Annotated in this window: 11 protein-coding genes; 4 read left to right on the plus strand and 7 right to left on the minus strand. The window is 66.5% G+C overall.

Annotated elements, in window-relative coordinates:
• Positions 1-41: 41 nt before the first annotated feature.
• From ACTOWJ_RS20555 to ACTOWJ_RS20580, 6 genes are all read right to left on the minus strand, one after another.
• Complete coding sequence (locus tag ACTOWJ_RS20555) at positions 42-1400, minus strand: dihydrolipoamide acetyltransferase family protein (RefSeq protein ID WP_441336478.1); 1359 nt, start codon at positions 1398-1400, stop codon at positions 42-44.
• 118 nt (positions 1401-1518) lie between these two features.
• Positions 1519-1875, minus strand: a complete 357-nt coding sequence (locus ACTOWJ_RS20560) for an SH3 domain-containing protein (protein WP_441336479.1) — start codon at positions 1873-1875, stop codon at positions 1519-1521.
• A 1-nt stretch (position 1876) separates the two neighbouring features.
• Entirely contained in the window at positions 1877-2908 is a 1032-nt protein-coding gene (locus ACTOWJ_RS20565; protein WP_441336480.1) for an alpha-ketoacid dehydrogenase subunit beta, read from the minus strand.
• Complete coding sequence (pdhA, locus tag ACTOWJ_RS20570; protein ID WP_441336481.1) at positions 2908-3978, minus strand: pyruvate dehydrogenase (acetyl-transferring) E1 component subunit alpha; 1071 nt, start codon at positions 3976-3978, stop codon at positions 2908-2910. The genes ACTOWJ_RS20565 and pdhA overlap by 1 nt, the downstream gene beginning before the upstream one ends.
• Before the next feature lie 452 nt (positions 3979-4430).
• Positions 4431-8000: a Calx-beta domain-containing protein gene (locus tag ACTOWJ_RS20575; RefSeq protein ID WP_441336482.1), complete on the minus strand. Its 3570-nt coding sequence runs from the start codon at positions 7998-8000 to the stop codon at positions 4431-4433.
• 436 nt (positions 8001-8436) lie between these two features.
• A complete protein-coding gene (locus ACTOWJ_RS20580; protein WP_441336483.1) occupies positions 8437-8694 on the minus strand; it encodes a hypothetical protein in 258 nt (85 codons plus the stop codon).
• Between the two features lie 80 nt (positions 8695-8774).
• Here ACTOWJ_RS20580 and ACTOWJ_RS20585 point away from each other — a divergent pair, with 80 nt between their 5' ends.
• Both ACTOWJ_RS20585 and ACTOWJ_RS20590 read left to right on the plus strand, forming a co-directional pair.
• Complete coding sequence (locus tag ACTOWJ_RS20585) at positions 8775-9665, plus strand: tryptophan 2,3-dioxygenase (protein WP_441336484.1); 891 nt, start codon at positions 8775-8777, stop codon at positions 9663-9665.
• Between the two features lie 438 nt (positions 9666-10103).
• Entirely contained in the window at positions 10104-11687 is a 1584-nt protein-coding gene (locus tag ACTOWJ_RS20590; RefSeq protein WP_441336485.1) for a peptide MFS transporter, read from the plus strand.
• A gap of 252 nt (positions 11688-11939) precedes the next feature.
• On the opposite strand, the gene ACTOWJ_RS20595 is transcribed toward ACTOWJ_RS20590, so the two are convergent.
• Positions 11940-12527, minus strand: coding sequence for a MarR family winged helix-turn-helix transcriptional regulator (locus ACTOWJ_RS20595; RefSeq protein WP_441336486.1), 588 nt, complete (start codon positions 12525-12527; stop codon positions 11940-11942).
• 98 nt (positions 12528-12625) lie between these two features.
• Here ACTOWJ_RS20595 and hppD point away from each other — a divergent pair, with 98 nt between their 5' ends.
• Together hppD and ACTOWJ_RS20605 are read left to right on the plus strand one after the other, a co-directional pair.
• The gene (gene hppD, locus ACTOWJ_RS20600) at positions 12626-13717 is read left to right on the plus strand and encodes a 4-hydroxyphenylpyruvate dioxygenase (protein WP_441336487.1); all 1092 of its coding nucleotides are present in this window, start codon (positions 12626-12628) and stop codon (positions 13715-13717) included.
• 26 nt (positions 13718-13743) lie between these two features.
• Positions 13744-14244, plus strand: coding sequence for a hypothetical protein (locus ACTOWJ_RS20605; protein ID WP_441336488.1), 501 nt, complete (start codon positions 13744-13746; stop codon positions 14242-14244).
• The last annotated feature ends 31 nt before the right edge of the window (positions 14245-14275 follow it).

Genomic DNA, 14275 nt, shown 5'->3' on the forward strand with positions numbered 1-14275 from the left:
GTCCACGGCGGGAGAGGGGCGGTGGAACCAGATCAGTGCGATCAGTTCGCTCGGGCCAGATCGTCGATCATCGCCTTGAGGAAACGCGCCGCTTCGCCGCCGGTACAGGCGCGGTGATCGAAAGTCAGCGACAGCGGAATCACTTTGTGCGATTCGAAGCCGCCCATCACCGGGGTCATCTGATGACGGCCCTTGCCGGCGGCGATGATCGCCACCGTCGGCGGCACCACCACCGGCGTGGCGTAGCGGCCGGCGAACATGCCGAAGTTCGACAGCGAGATGGTATAGCCGGTGAGTTCGGAGGCGGGAATGCTGCGGTCTTCGACCTGCACGCGCAGGCGGTTGATCGCCTCGCGCACGCCGCGCGTGTCGAGCACGTCGGCGTTGCGCAGCGCCGGCACGAACAGGCCGTCGTCGGTGTCCACCGCGATGCCGATGTCGACGTGCGGATGCAGGGTGCGGGTGAGCTTGTCGCCGTCGAACCAGGCATTGAGCGCGGGCACGGTCTTGCAGGCGACGACGATCGCGCGCACCAGGCGGCCGGTGATGTCGTTGCCCGGCGCCCAGGCGTGGATGTCGGCGTCGTCGGCGAGCGTGGTCGGCACGACCTTGCTGTGCGCGTCGGCCATCACCCGGGCCATGTTGCGGCGCACGCCCTTGAGCTGTTCGGGCTGGCCGGTCGCGACCACGCCGGGCGGCTGGGTGCGCATCGGGCGGCCCGATTGCGACAGGGTGCTGCGCGAAGGCGCGGCGGCCGGCGCTTCGGCGACCGGAGCGCGGTTCTGCGCGGTCGCGGCGGGCGCCGCGCCGATCTTGGCCGAGCCGTCGGCGGCGGCGCGCTTGACGTCGTCGTTGGTGACCACGCCGTCGTTGCCGGTGGCGCGCACGCGGCTCAGATCGACGCCGAGCTTGCGCGCCAGTGCGCGTACCGCCGGCATCGCCTTGACCCCGCCGACGGCGACGGCCTGTTCGCTGCGCACGGCGTCGGAGGATTGCATCGCGCCGACCACGGTGCCGCTGTCGGCGCGCTCGGCCGGTTTGGTTTCGGCGGATTTGGTGGGTTCGGCGGAAGCGGCAGGCGTCTGAGCCGCCGGCGCATGGCCGCCGCCGTGATGATGCCCCGTATCTTGACCATCGGCGCGCTGCGGCTGGCTCAGATCGAGTTCGAACTCGGCCAGCATGGTGCCGGTGACCACGATGTCGCCGGCGGCGCCGGCGAGCTTGAGCACCGTGCCCGACACGGGCGAGGGCACTTCCACCACCGCCTTGGCGGTTTCCATCGACACCAGGGTGTCGTCGAGGCGGATCGTATCGCCGACCTTGACCGCCCATTCGACGATGGTCGCGTCGGGCAGGCCTTCGCCGAGGTCGGGAAGCAGAAAGGTCTTGGTATCGCTCATAAACGGATTGTTCTCTGCAAGAGGGAATGTGGACGCGGCACCGGCCGGTTCGCGTCTTACCTTGGTTCGTGTCCGGAGTCGCGTCCGAGTTCGTGTCTGAACATCGGGCCCGGACGCATCATCGTTCCTGGGTTTCGATCGCGCCCAGATGACGCGCGGGCACCCAGCCCTGCGCGCCATCGTGTTCGCGCTGCGCCCACCACCAGCCGCCGAGTTCGTCGATCAGGCGCAACCACTGGCCCGCTTCGACGTCGAGTTCGCGCGCGTCGTACGCGCGCAAGGCCTCGGCGTGCTGTGCGTCCAGCGGACGCAGCCAATCGCACGGCGCCCAACCGGCGCGGCCGTCGTCGGTCTGCGTCCAGACGAACGCCGGCCACTCGCTGTCGCGTTCGCCCAGGCGCACGATCTGACCCGCGTCCAGGCGGATCGGATCGTGATACCGGGTGCGATAGTCGGCGACGACGAGCGCGCGCATGTCAGCCGTGGCCGAGCGCGCGCTTGGCCGCGGCGACGATCTTGTCGACGCTGGGCAGGTACTTCATCTCCAGGCGGAACAGCGGGATGTGGGTGTCGTAACCGGTGACCCGTTCGACCGGCGCGAGCAGGTCGTACATCGACTCCTCGGCCAGGCGCGCGGCGATCTCGGCGCCGAAACCGGCGGTCTTGGGCGCCTCGTGCACGATCACGCAGCGGCCGGTCTTGGCCACCGATTCGGCGATGGTGGCGAAATCCAGCGGCTTGAGCGTGGCCACGTCGATCACTTCCGCGCTGATGCCTTCGCCGGCGAGTTTGTCCGCCGCTTCCAGCGTTTCCTTGACCTGCGCGCCCCAGCTGACCAGGGTGATGTCGCTGCCGTCGCGCAGCACGAAGCACACGTCCAGCGGCAGCGCCTCGCCGTCGTCGGCGACCACTTCCTTGTACTGGCGGTAGATGCGCTTGGGTTCGTAGAAGATCACCGGATCGGGATCGCGGATCGCCGCCAGCAGCAGGCCGTAGGCGCGCGCGGGCGAAGACGGCAGGACCACGCGCAGGCCGGGCACGTTGGTGAACAACGACTCGTTGGCTTCGCTGTGGTGTTCCGGCGCGCGGATACCGCCGCCCCACGGCACGCGCAGCACCATCGGACAGGTCAATCGGCCGCGGGTGCGGTGACGGAAGCGCGCGGCGTGGCAGATGATGTGATCGAGCATCGGATAGACGAAGCCGTCGAACTGCGCTTCGGCCACCGGCTTCATGCCCTGCGCGGCCAGGCCGACGGTGAGGCCGGCGATGGTGGTTTCGTCCAGCGGCGTGTCGAGCACGCGCTCGCTGCCGAAGATCTGCTGCAGACCGGCGGTGGCGCGGAACACGCCGCCGTTGACGCCGACGTCCTCGCCGAGCACCAGCACGGTGTCGTCGTGGCGCATCTCGTAAGCGAGCGCCTGGGTGATCGCCTCGATCAGGGTGATCGCGGCGGGCGTGGCGAGCGGCTGGCTGGTGTCTACTTTGGCTTTAGTCGCGACGTTCATCAGCGACCCTCCTGTGCGAGTACTTCGGTGCGCTGGGCGAGCAGATCGGCCGGCATGTCGCCGTACAGGTAATCGAACATCGCCTCGACCGGCTGCACCGGGGTTTCCAGATAGGCGTTGATCTCGACGTCGACCTTCTTGCCGCATTCCTCGGCCCAGGCCTTCTCCAGTGCTTCGTTCCACACGCCCTGATCGGTGAGATAGGTGCGCAGGCGCGGCATCGGATCGCGGGTCCACGCGTCCTTGACCTCGGCATCGTCGCGGTAGCGGCGCGCGTCGTCGGCGGTGGTGTGATCGTGCAGGCGGTAGGTCATGAACTCGATCACGCTGCCGCCCTGGCCGCTGCGTGCGAGTTCGGCGGCCCGGCGCATGCCTTCGAGCACGGCGATCAGATCGTTGCCGTCCACCTGCAAGCAGTGCAGACCGCCGGCGATGCCCTTCTGCGCCAGCGTCTTGGCGCCAGTCTGCGCCTTGCGCGGCACCGAGATCGCCCAGCCGTTGTTGATCACGCACAGGATCAACGGCAATTCATATGCGCCCGCCGAATTGAGCGCGGCGTAGAAGTCGGTCTTGGACGAACCGCCATCGCCGCAGCAGGCCACGGCGAGGTTGGTCTCTTTGCGCAGCTTGAACGCGAGCGCGGCGCCGGCGGCATGCAGGCACTGGGTGGAGATCGGCACCGACCAGGCGAAGTCCTTGCGCGGACCGGCGAAGTCGTTGCCGCGTTCGTCGCCGCCCCAGTACATCAGCACTTCGCGCGGCTGCACGCCGCGCATGAACTGGGCGCCGTACTCGCGATAGCTCGGCGCGAACACGTCGTCGGGCAGCATCGACGCGCCGATGCCGACGTGGGTGGCTTCGTGGCCCAGACAGGCCGCGTAGGTGCCGAGTTTGCCGGTGCGCTGCAAGGCGATCGCCTTGGTGTCGAACGTGCGCACGAACAACATCTGCTTGAACAGCGGCAGCAGGGTATTGGGGTCCTTGAACGCGGAGGGAATCTCGGCGACGGGCTTGCCGTCGATGCCGAGGTATTGCAGGTATTGGATTTCGAACGTCGCGGCGACGGTCATCGCGGGTGGTCCTCACGGGTGGGGATGAGGTCCGAATCGTTCCGGTCCCGGATCCAGTGCCGGGCGCGCTGGTCAGCTTCAGACGGCTGGGTCCGCAGACCTCGAATACAGCGCGAGGTTGCGGGCCGGGCTAGAAGCCGCGGCGCCCTGGCAGGGTGCCGCGTCTGGCGCGAATGATACCGAAACCCGGGTTAAGCGATGTTGCGCGCTGCGGCATGCAAGTTGGGCCGGAACGCGCTAGACGCCACAAAACGTCAGAACGGCGCAGTATGGATTCGGCCGGAGGACACGTTGCGAACGCCGATTGGATTCGCTTTTCGTTAACCGGCGACGACGCGGATCGCGACGCGCGGCGCAATGACATCGCTGTCGTCAAGAAAAAAGCGCGGCCGAAGCCGCGCTTTTGGGGTCGAGCATGAAACCGGTGCGGACGTCGCGCGTCCGCACCGCGATTACCACCAGCGACCGGTCAGTTGCACGTAGTGGAAGGCGAAATCGTTGAACGGATTCGGATCTTCCACCGCCGAGGCGGCCAGACCGGTGAGCACCAACTGCCGGTCGAACAAGCCCGGACGCGGCGCGACGATGGCGAAATCGAAGCGCTGAACGGCGCCGGCGGGCAGACGCGCACCGTCGCAGGTGGCTTCGAAACCGCCGCGGCGGTGCGCGGCCACGGTGCAGGTCCAACCGTTCGGCGCGGCGATCGACACGTTGCCGGCCGGCGCATCGCCGTACAAGGTCACGCTCGGCAGCACCGCCACATCGGCGCCGCGGTTGCGCACCGCGACGGCGAAGCGGCCGTTCTGGCCGCCGCGCAGAACGCGCGGGCCGTCGACGTCGATGGCCAGATCGGCGCGCGCGGTGACTTCCACGCTGACCGAGGCTTGGTCGTTGGACGCGACCGGATCGAACGATTGCGCCTGGGTGGCGATCGCGAGCGTGGTGGTCTTGCCGATCATCGCTTCGGTGGCGTTGGCCGCCAGGGCGAAGGTCGCCGACTCGCCGTTGCTCAGCGCGGTGCGGGTGCAGGTCACGCTGGTGGAACCGCCGCCGACCTGCGGCGCATCGCAGTTCCAACCGCTCGGCGCAGTCACGCTCAGCGCCGGCAGTTCGGCGTTGATGGCGAAGCCGATGCCCGGATAGTCCGCCTGTTCGGGACCGGCGTTGCGCAAGGTCGCGCTGAAGTTCACCGGACGGCCGACGCGCACCGATGCGGTCGAGGTCGAGGCGACCACGCCCAGATCGGCGCGACGGCGGAAGTCGATGTAGGCCACCACCGGATCGTGATCGGACAGTCGCGACGGCGAATCGCCGAGGCTGCGGTTGATCTCGGGGAAGTCGGCGTTGATGCGCGCGTGGTCGAGCTTGAGACCGGTCGCGGCGGCGACCAGCGCCTGATTGGCGAGCACGTGGTCGATGGTCTGCGCGCTGCCGCCGAAGGTGTAGCTGTAGCGCTGATCCGGCGTTTCCAGATCGCCGAGCTTGACCAGATTGGGTTCGACCAGGTCGGCGCCGTCGCCCGGCACCGCGGTCTGATCGTCCGGCGTCGGCGTGCCGACCACGGTGTTGATCACGTCGGTCAGGCCGTCGTTGAACTCGAACGCGTTGAAGTCGCCGAGGGTGACGATGCGTTCGGCCGGATTGGCGACCTGGCGGTCCTGGATGAACTTGGCCAGATACTCGGCCTGCGCCTGGCGCTTCTTGCGCACGCGATCGCCGCCGGCGTCGTCGAGTTCGCTGTCGATCAGCGAACGCTGGTGCACCAGGATCACCGTGATCGGGAAATCGCGGCCTTCGCCGTTGTGCACCACCGCCTGCAACATCAGCGGCGGACGGTCGTTGAGCGTGCCGCTGAAGCCGTCGGGCTGCGTCCAGGTCGCGTCCTTGCCGACCTGGGTCACCGACACCACTTCCACCTGCGCCTTGCCGTCGGCCAGTGCGGAGGTCTTGATCAGGTAGCCGACATCGATGCCGCCGATGTCGTTGCCTTCCAGCAGATAAGCGACGTACTTTGGATCCGGCCGTCCCGCCGCGACTTCATCGGCGTTGACGCGCGCGGCGATGTCCTGCAGCGCGCCGAGGTTCTCCACTTCGATCAGGCCGAGAATGTCGGGACGCTGCAGATAGCCGATGCCCAGCGACACCTTGCCCAGACGGCGCGCGTACGCGTCCGGAGTCAGCACCGGATCGTCTCTGAGCGCCGGGTCGTTGATCGTGTCGAAGAAGCGTTCGACGTTGTAGGAGGCGATGGTGAATTCCGAATGCGCCGGCAGTCTCGCCGCGACCGGTTCCAAGCCTTGGGCGATGGTCGAGAGCGCCGCCGGATCGCGCAGGATGGTGTAGCGGCGGAAGCCGTAATCCAGCGGGCCGGTGAGGTCGGTGATGACCGCGCCGGTCGACAGATTGAACGGCGTGCCGCCGAGGGCGTCGCTGTCCACGGTGATCAGCTCGGGATTGAAATCCCAACGCGGGATCGGCGGAACGCTGCCGCCGCCCGGCGCCGGATCCGGCGCCTGGATGCCGGGTTCGCGGAACGGACGCGCCACGCCGGTGGCCACGACATTGAAGATGCCGTTGCCGCTGCCGGTGGCGTTGACTTCGTTCTTCGAGCCCTGGGTCGGCGAGACCACGGTCGCGCTGGGCATCACCACGCGCATGCCTTCCAGGCGTTCGAGCTGTTCCAGGCCGCCGCTCGGGCTGGGCAGGCCGGCGCCGAGCACGATCGCCTGGGGCAGGGTGCCGGGACCGATCACCACCGGTTCGGACACCAGCAGGCTACGCACGCCGCCGCCGAGTTCGGTCAGCGGCAGTTGGCCCGGATCGGCGGACGGGATGAATTCGAGCACCTGACCGTCGGCGCGCACCGTGTTGCCGACCGCGGCCACGGCCGGAACCGGGCTGCCGGTGAACACGAACAGGCCCTCGGAGGTGGCCGGGTCGCCGTCGGCCTGATCGTCGCGCATCTGCAGGAAGTAGCCGTTGCTCTTGCGGCCGGTGACCACGCCCACCACGTGCAAGCGTTGACCCACCAGCGGCGAGTACTGGCCGTTGCCCTGGATGGCGTGGATTGCGGTCAGGTCGACTTCGTCGCTGGCGATCAGGCCTGTCGCTTGCGCATCGCCCAACTGCGCACCGGTGGGCGCGCTGAGACGGACGAAGAAGTTCTCGTCTTCCTCGACTTCGCTGTCGTTGTCGACCAGGACCGTGATCGTGCCGCTGCGCTCGCCCTCGGCGAGGGTCAAGGTGCCGTTGACGGCGGTGTAGTCGCTGCCGGCGACGGCGCTGCCGTCGGCGCTGGCGTAACGCACGCTGACGCCGCCCGGGCCGGCCGGCTCGGACAGGCTGAGGGTGAACACGAAGGTGCCGCGGCTTTCCAACTGCTCGACATCGGCGATGTTCAGCACCGGCAGATTGGCGCCGCTGCAGGCGAACGTCGGGCTGGCGGTGTTGCGCGGCGTCGGCGCGCCGGTGGCGAAATCGGCACCGTTGACGTTGCTGTCGGTGCAGCCGTTGTCCTTGCGCAGTGCGGCGATCAGGGCGCTGATGGTGGCGGTGGGCTGAGTGCCTTCGGCGCAGTTGGTGCCGCTGCCGTAACCGACGAAATCGACGCTGCCCAGCGGGCAGGTGCCGCTGAGCGCGGTGTTGTGATTGACCAGGGCGACCTTGCCGGCGCCGGCACCCATCGCCAGAGTGCCGACCGCATCCGGCGTGGGCAGGGCGACCGAACCGCCGCTGCCGTCGGCCTGCTTGACCAAGTAATAGCCGCCCGGCGCGATACTGCCGGTCAACCTGGTGAGCTGCCAGCTCTGGCCGGCGCTGGACGCGTACTGCACGCTCCAGCCGCTCAGGTCGACGGCGGTGTCGCCGTTGTTGTGCAGTTCGATGAAATCGCTTTTCAGCGTGGCGCCGGAATTGCCGCCGCCGCCGTAAACCTGGCTGATCACGACCTGCGCCTGGGCCGATCCGGCCGCGGCGAAGGCCAATACCACCGCCGCCATCAGGCGGCTCGTGTGCTTGTCCATGTTGTTCCCCAGAGGTGAGCGCCTGCCCGACCTCCCCGGGTCGCAGACGTTTGGATTGTGCATCAATACTCACTTTCCGGCGTTGCAGAAGCATGACTTGGCGCGCCGGGTCGTGCTTTGACGCCCGCCGCGACGCCATTGCCGAGCGCGACCGCGCCGTATTCAGCGTGCTCGCACGCTTCGTCGTCCGCTCGTTTTGCGGCAGTGCAACAAAGCACCTCCGGCCTGCGCCGGGGACGAAACCGCGGCGCGCGAAGGCGCCGCGGCAAGACACTCAGGGCTGCCGCGGCAGGGCCGGCAGGATCTCGGTCGCGGTCTGGGCGAGGTTGTCGGACGGATCGGGATCGATCGCCGAGTGAGGTCAAGGCGCCGCCGTGCCGGCGGATCGGCATCGATGCGCGCGTGCTCGAACCGGGTCGTTCTGGATCGTTTCGGTTTACGGCGTCAGTACCTCGTCGGAGAACACCGATTGCGGTGGTTGCCGCCTGCCTCGCTCGATCGAGCAGTAACGCTCGGCCTTGGGCGGCGTCGCGGTCAAATCGATCTGATCCGGATCGACGCGAGCGGCGCCATCGAACGGCGCCATCGTCGGCAACGCATCGCCGAGCTTGCCGATCAGCGCGCCGATCGGATCGACGAATCCAACGTTGAACGCATGCGTCTGGACATGGCCGGTGAACAACCGCGACAGCACGCCCGCGTCGTTTCGGCGCTCGCCCGGTCCGCCCCGGGCCGGATGCGCTACCCTTTGCGCCCCTGCCGCGAGCCCCGCCGATGTCCGTCGAAAAGAACCAGCGCGAACTGGAAAGCGGTATCCATACCGACCTGCACGGGCGCATCACCTACGGCGGCTATCTGCAGTTGGACAAACTGCTGTCGGCGCAGCGGCCGCTGTCGCAGCCCAGCCATCACGACGAGATGCTTTTCATCATCCAGCACCAAGTCTCGGAGCTGTGGATGAAGTTGATCATCCACGAGCTGACCGCGGCGATCGAACACCTGCGCCTGGATCAGGTCTGGCAATGCCAGAAGGTGCTCGCGCGCTGCAAGCAGGTGCTGCGTCAGCTCACCGAACAGTGGTCGGTGCTGGAGACGCTGACGCCGTCGGAGTACATGGGATTTCGCGAAACCCTGGGGCCGTCGTCGGGCTTCCAGTCGCTGCAATACCGCCGCATCGAGTTCATGCTCGGCAACAAGAACGAGGCGATGCTGCGCGTGTTCGCGCACGATCCGCAGGGTCAGGCCGCGCTGGAAACCGCGTTGGCTTCGCCGAGCCTGTACGACGAGTTCTTGATGTATCTGGCCCGCTTCGGCCACGACATACCGGCCGCGCATCTGCAACGCGACTGGCGCAACCCGCACGTCAGCGACCCGGCGCTGCAGCCGGTGTTCGAGCGCATCTACGAAAACACCGATGTGTATTGGCGCGAGTACGCGTTGTGCGAGGACCTGGTCGATGTGGAGACGCAGTTCCAGCTCTGGCGTTTCCGCCACATGCGCACGGTGATGCGCATCATCGGTTTCAAGCGCGGCACCGGCGGCTCCAGCGGCGTGGGTTTCCTGCGCCAGGCCCTGGAGCTGACGTTCTTTCCGGAACTGTTCGAGGTGCGTACCTCGATCGGCTTGGCGACGCAGTACGGCGCCGACGCGGCGGATACAGATTAAGCCGCGGGGTGCGGACCTAGGCGATCGGTGGCTGGCGGGGAGGTTGCGTCGGCGCCTAAGGGTTCGCGGTCGCGGCTTGCGCCGCTCCTACGGTCAGCCCATGACAGACAGCCCATGTAGGAGCGGCGCAAGCCGCGACCGCGAATTTCCGATAACCGCGTTGGCTCGATCCACGGCATAGCGGCCGCGGCCCCGCCAAAACCCCGACCGTTGCCGCCTGTTCGCCGCCAATAGTCCGCACGAACTGCGAACTTCCAGTCGCCCGATAGCGCAAAATCCTCCCCCGTTCAGGGCCTTATGGGGGTAAATGTTGCGATGCAGCAAGGCTCCGAATTCTTCACAAAGGTTTGACGTGACCGGCCCGTGCCGGTAAATCTCCCCGACCCGTGCCGTCGGCGTGGGATTTTCATTCAGTTTCCACACGACAGGGGACACCGCATGAGCGGAGCCGCGACACCCACCCTGGGCCAGGCGCCCATCCCGGACTTCAAGCAGCGACTCGGCCATCCCCGGCCGTTGTGGATGCTGTTCATGACCGAGTTCTGGGAGCGCTTCGCGTTCTACGGCATCCGCTGGGCGTTGGTGCTCTATATCGTCGCCCAATTCCACGGCGGCGATTCGGCCGGCGAAGCGCCGGCCAATCGCGTCTACGGCGCGTACCTGGCGCTGGTGTACGCCGCGGCGATCTTCGGCGGTTATGTCGCCGACCGCATCCTCGGTTATCAGCGTTCGATCCTGCTCGGCGCGGCGATCATGGCCACCGGCCTGTTCCTGATCGCGATCCCCAGCGAACAGATCTTCAAGATCGGCCTGGCCACCATCGTGGTCGGCAACGGCCTGTTCAAGCCGAACATCTCGACCATGGTCGGCAAGCTCTACGCAGCCGGCGACGAACGTCGCGACTCGGGCTTCACCATTTTCTACATGGGCATCAACTGCGGCGGCTTCATCTCGCCGATCCTGACAGGCCTGCTGGCCGAACAGGTGTTCGGCACCTCGGTGATGCCGGCCTACAAGATGGTGTTCCTGGCCTCCGGCGTGGGCATGCTGATCAGCCTGTTCTGGTTCTGGTTCGGCCGCCGCCAACTCGAGGGCATCGGCCGTCCGCCGGTCGACAGCGCCGGCAAGCAGAAGGTGCTGTACGTGTTCCTCGGCGCGGTGGTCGCGATTCCGGTGGTGTATTTCCTGCTCGCGCTGGGCGCGACCACCCTGCAGTGGGTCTTGCTGGCGATGTTCCTGTGCCTGTGCGGCCTGTTGCTGTGGGAAGGCTTCCGCGAAGGTTCCAAGCAGCGCGACATGGTCATCGCGATGTTGATCATCTTCACCTTCAACATCCTGTTCTGGATGTTCTTCGAGCAGGCGGGCAGTTCCTTCACCTTCCTCGCCGACAAGATCGTCGATCGTCAGTTCAGCGAAAGCTTCGTGTTCCCCAACGCCTGGTTCCAGTCGGTCAACTCGCTGGCGATCATCGCCCTGGCGCCGATCGTGGCCTTGATCTGGGTGAGGATGCGCCACGCCAATCCCTCGATTCCGCGCAAGTTCGGCCTGGGCCTGATCTACAACGGCCTGGCGTTCTTGCTGCTGGTGGTGGTGCTGACCCCGCTGGTGATTCCGGCCTTCGGTGTGGACAGCCTGCCTTCGTGGCTGAAGTGGGCGCCGGCGGTGTCGCCGGATTCGCCGTTCGCCGCCGCGCCGGGCAAGATTCCGTTCTGGTCGTTGTTCATGGTCTACGTGATCCAGTCGATCGGCGAGCTGTGCCTGTCGCCGATCGGTCTGTCGATGGTGACCAAGCTGGCGCCGGTGCGTCTGGTCGGTTTCGGCATGGGCGGTTGGTTCTTGTCCACCGGCATCGGCAACAACCTGTCGGGCATCTTCGCCGGCGTGGTCAGCGGCGAGAAGGGCATGGACACCTCGACCGCGCTGACCGGTTACGGTTTCGGCTTCCTGGTGCTGGTCGGTGCGGGCTTGCTGTTGTTCCTGATCGCGCCTCTGGTGCAGAAGCTGATGCACGGCGTGAAGTGACCGGTCCGCGGATTTGATCGCAAGCACTACGAAAAACGGCAGCCCAGGCTGCCGTTTTTCGTTTCGGTTTTGGTGACGGGAGGACGATCGCGATGAGCAGCATCAGCGTGTTTCACTGGATCATCTTGCTGGGATTGCTGGCCGGCGTGGCCACATTGGTCGGCGTGATCGTATGGGCGATCTCGAAAGGGCGGCGAAAGTAGCCGTCCATGCGCATCTCGCGCGGCGGCCGTGCGATCGCCGCCGCCGCGATCAGCGCTTGTCCGCCGCCATCTCCGCTTCGGCCTGCATCTCCAACTCGTCGAGCCGATCGAGCAAGCGGAACAGCGCCTCGCGTTCGGCCGGCTCGATGTCCACCAGCAGACGCTGCTCGAAGGCCAACGCCATCGGCGCGACTTCGTCGTAGATCTTGTAGCCGTCCGGCGAGAGCTGCAGCACCGAGCGGCGGCGGTCGTCGTCGTGGGTGTCGCGTTCCAGGCGGCCGGCTTCGGTCAGGCGCGCGACCGCGCGGCTGACGGCGACTTTGTCCATCGCCGTGCGCTGGGCCACCTCGTTGGCTGACAGCCCCGGGAAGCGGCCGAGCACGGCCATCACCCGCCATTCGGTCACGCTGAGCGCATAACGCTCGGAATACACCCGCGCGATCGCGCCGCTGACCCGGTTCGACAGCACCGACAGGCGATAGGGCAGGAAGTGGTCCAGATCCAATTCGGCGTGACCCAGTTCGGCGTGCCGGGGCGCGCTGGCACGCAGCGGGGGCGCGACCGGGCCGCGGCCGGCCTGTTCAGGATCGGAAGGGTCTGCGCCGGTCGGGCCGGACTGTGAGGTAGGTCGATTCATGCTGCACTGTGCCTTGCTTATGGTTTCATGTGAAACTATAACGTCCCTTTCCCTGAGGCCGTCCGTAGCGGACCCGGCCGCCACCCGAGAACAATGCCATGAATGCACAGCCCAACCTCGGCATGCAGGTCACTACCTTCGAAAATCCGCTCGGCATCGACGGCTTCGAGTTCGTCGAATTCGCCGCCCCGGCCGGCAAAGGCGAGCTGCTCCACGATTATTTCCGCCGCCTGGGCTTCACCGCCATGCTGCGGCACAAGTCGCGGCCGATCACGGTCTATCGCCAGGGCGGGGTGAATTTCCTGGTCAACGAAACCCCCGGCAGCTTCGCCTCGGCTTTCGCCGATGCCCACGGCCCCTGCGCGGCGGGCTTCGCGATCCGCTTCAAGAAGCCGGCCAAGGAGGTCTTCCAGGCCGTGCTCGCCAACGGCGGCGAAGCGGTGAGCGAACACGCCGACACCCGCGCGATCGACGCACCGGTGGTCAAGGGTATCGGCGACTGCATGCTGTATCTGGTCGACCAGTACGGCGAGAAGGGCAATGCCTACGCCGACTACGAGCCGATCCCGGGCGCGGACCAGAACCCGGCCGGGTTCGGCCTGACCTTCATCGACCACCTGACCCACAACCTGTACTTCGGCAACATGCAGAAGTGGTCGGATTACTACGAGCGTTTGTTCAACTTCCGCGAGATCCGCTACTTCGACATCAAGGGCGTCAAGACCGGCCTGGTGTCCAAGGCGATGACCGCGCCGGACGGCGTGGTGCGCATTCCGCTCAACGAGTCCAACGACCCCAAGAGCCAGATCAACGAATACCTGGACGCCTACAAGGGCGAGGGCATTCAGCACATCGCCTGCTTCACCGACAACATCTACGAGACCGTCGAGGCGATGCGCGCGCAGAACATCGAGTTCCTGGATACGCCGGACACCTATTTCGACGTGATCGACATGCGCGTGCCCAATCATGGCGAGGACGTCGCGCGCTTGGCCAAGAACAAGATACTGATCGACGCCGACCCGGAAACCCACCAGCGCAAGCTGTTGCAGATCTTCACCAAGAACGCGATCGGTCCGATCTTCTTCGAGATCATCCAGCGCAAGGGCAACGAAGGTTTCGGCGAGGGCAATTTCCAGGCCCTGTTCGAGAGCATCGAACGCGACCAGATGCAGCGCGGCGTACTATAAGCGCTGCTCATCACAAGGCCGCGGCCATGCTCAAGGAACTCGTCGATCTGTTGACCTGCCGGGAACTCGGTCCGGAGGAACTGGCGTCGCTGGTGGCCGTGATCGAAGGCGCGGCGGACGATCCCGATCTGGACTGGATGGAGGATCCCTCGCCGGAGGAGCTGATCCAGAACGCGCTGGTGTTCAAACTCGTCGACCACCTCGCCGTGGGCGACAAGGTCGACGAGGTGCACGAGCAGATCAGCGACTTCTTCGCCGAACCGCTGGCGGATTTTCCGCGTCATGAGAACGGGCGCTGGTACCTGCCGGACGAGTATTTCGCCTGGCTGGACCCGCTTCTGGCCGAACGCGGAAAGGACGGCGGCGGTTACCGATTGCTCTTGCTCGACGACAGTTTCAGCGACCAGTTGAACGCCTTGCTGGTCTGGCGCAAGGACACCGCGCGGGTGCTGGAACTGGCGGGCGAGCTGGCGCTTTCGATCGAATCGTCGACCCAGCGCTCGTTGGGGCACCGCCCGATCATGTGATGGCCGGCGACGGTGCCGCGCCGGTGTTCCG

The sequence above is a fragment of the Lysobacter sp. CA199 genome (genome assembly GCF_052078715.1).
In the GTDB taxonomy this organism is placed as follows: Bacteria; Pseudomonadota; Gammaproteobacteria; order Xanthomonadales; family Xanthomonadaceae; genus Lysobacter.

Coding starts and splice junctions, on each gene's coding strand:
- ACTOWJ_RS20605 (WP_441336488.1), top strand. CDS start 13,744: ATGCTCAAGGAACTCGTCGATCTGTTGACCTGCCGGGAACTCGGTCCG.
- ACTOWJ_RS20565 (WP_441336480.1), bottom strand. CDS start 2,908: ATGAACGTCGCGACTAAAGCCAAAGTAGACACCAGCCAGCCGCTCGCC.
- ACTOWJ_RS20560 (WP_441336479.1), bottom strand. CDS start 1,875: ATGCGCGCGCTCGTCGTCGCCGACTATCGCACCCGGTATCACGATCCG.
- pdhA (WP_441336481.1), bottom strand. CDS start 3,978: ATGACCGTCGCCGCGACGTTCGAAATCCAATACCTGCAATACCTCGGC.
- hppD (WP_441336487.1), top strand. CDS start 12,626: ATGAATGCACAGCCCAACCTCGGCATGCAGGTCACTACCTTCGAAAAT.
- ACTOWJ_RS20585 (WP_441336484.1), top strand. CDS start 8,775: ATGTCCGTCGAAAAGAACCAGCGCGAACTGGAAAGCGGTATCCATACC.
- ACTOWJ_RS20595 (WP_441336486.1), bottom strand. CDS start 12,527: ATGAATCGACCTACCTCACAGTCCGGCCCGACCGGCGCAGACCCTTCC.
- ACTOWJ_RS20590 (WP_441336485.1), top strand. CDS start 10,104: ATGAGCGGAGCCGCGACACCCACCCTGGGCCAGGCGCCCATCCCGGAC.
- ACTOWJ_RS20575 (WP_441336482.1), bottom strand. CDS start 8,000: ATGGACAAGCACACGAGCCGCCTGATGGCGGCGGTGGTATTGGCCTTC.
- ACTOWJ_RS20555 (WP_441336478.1), bottom strand. CDS start 1,400: ATGAGCGATACCAAGACCTTTCTGCTTCCCGACCTCGGCGAAGGCCTG.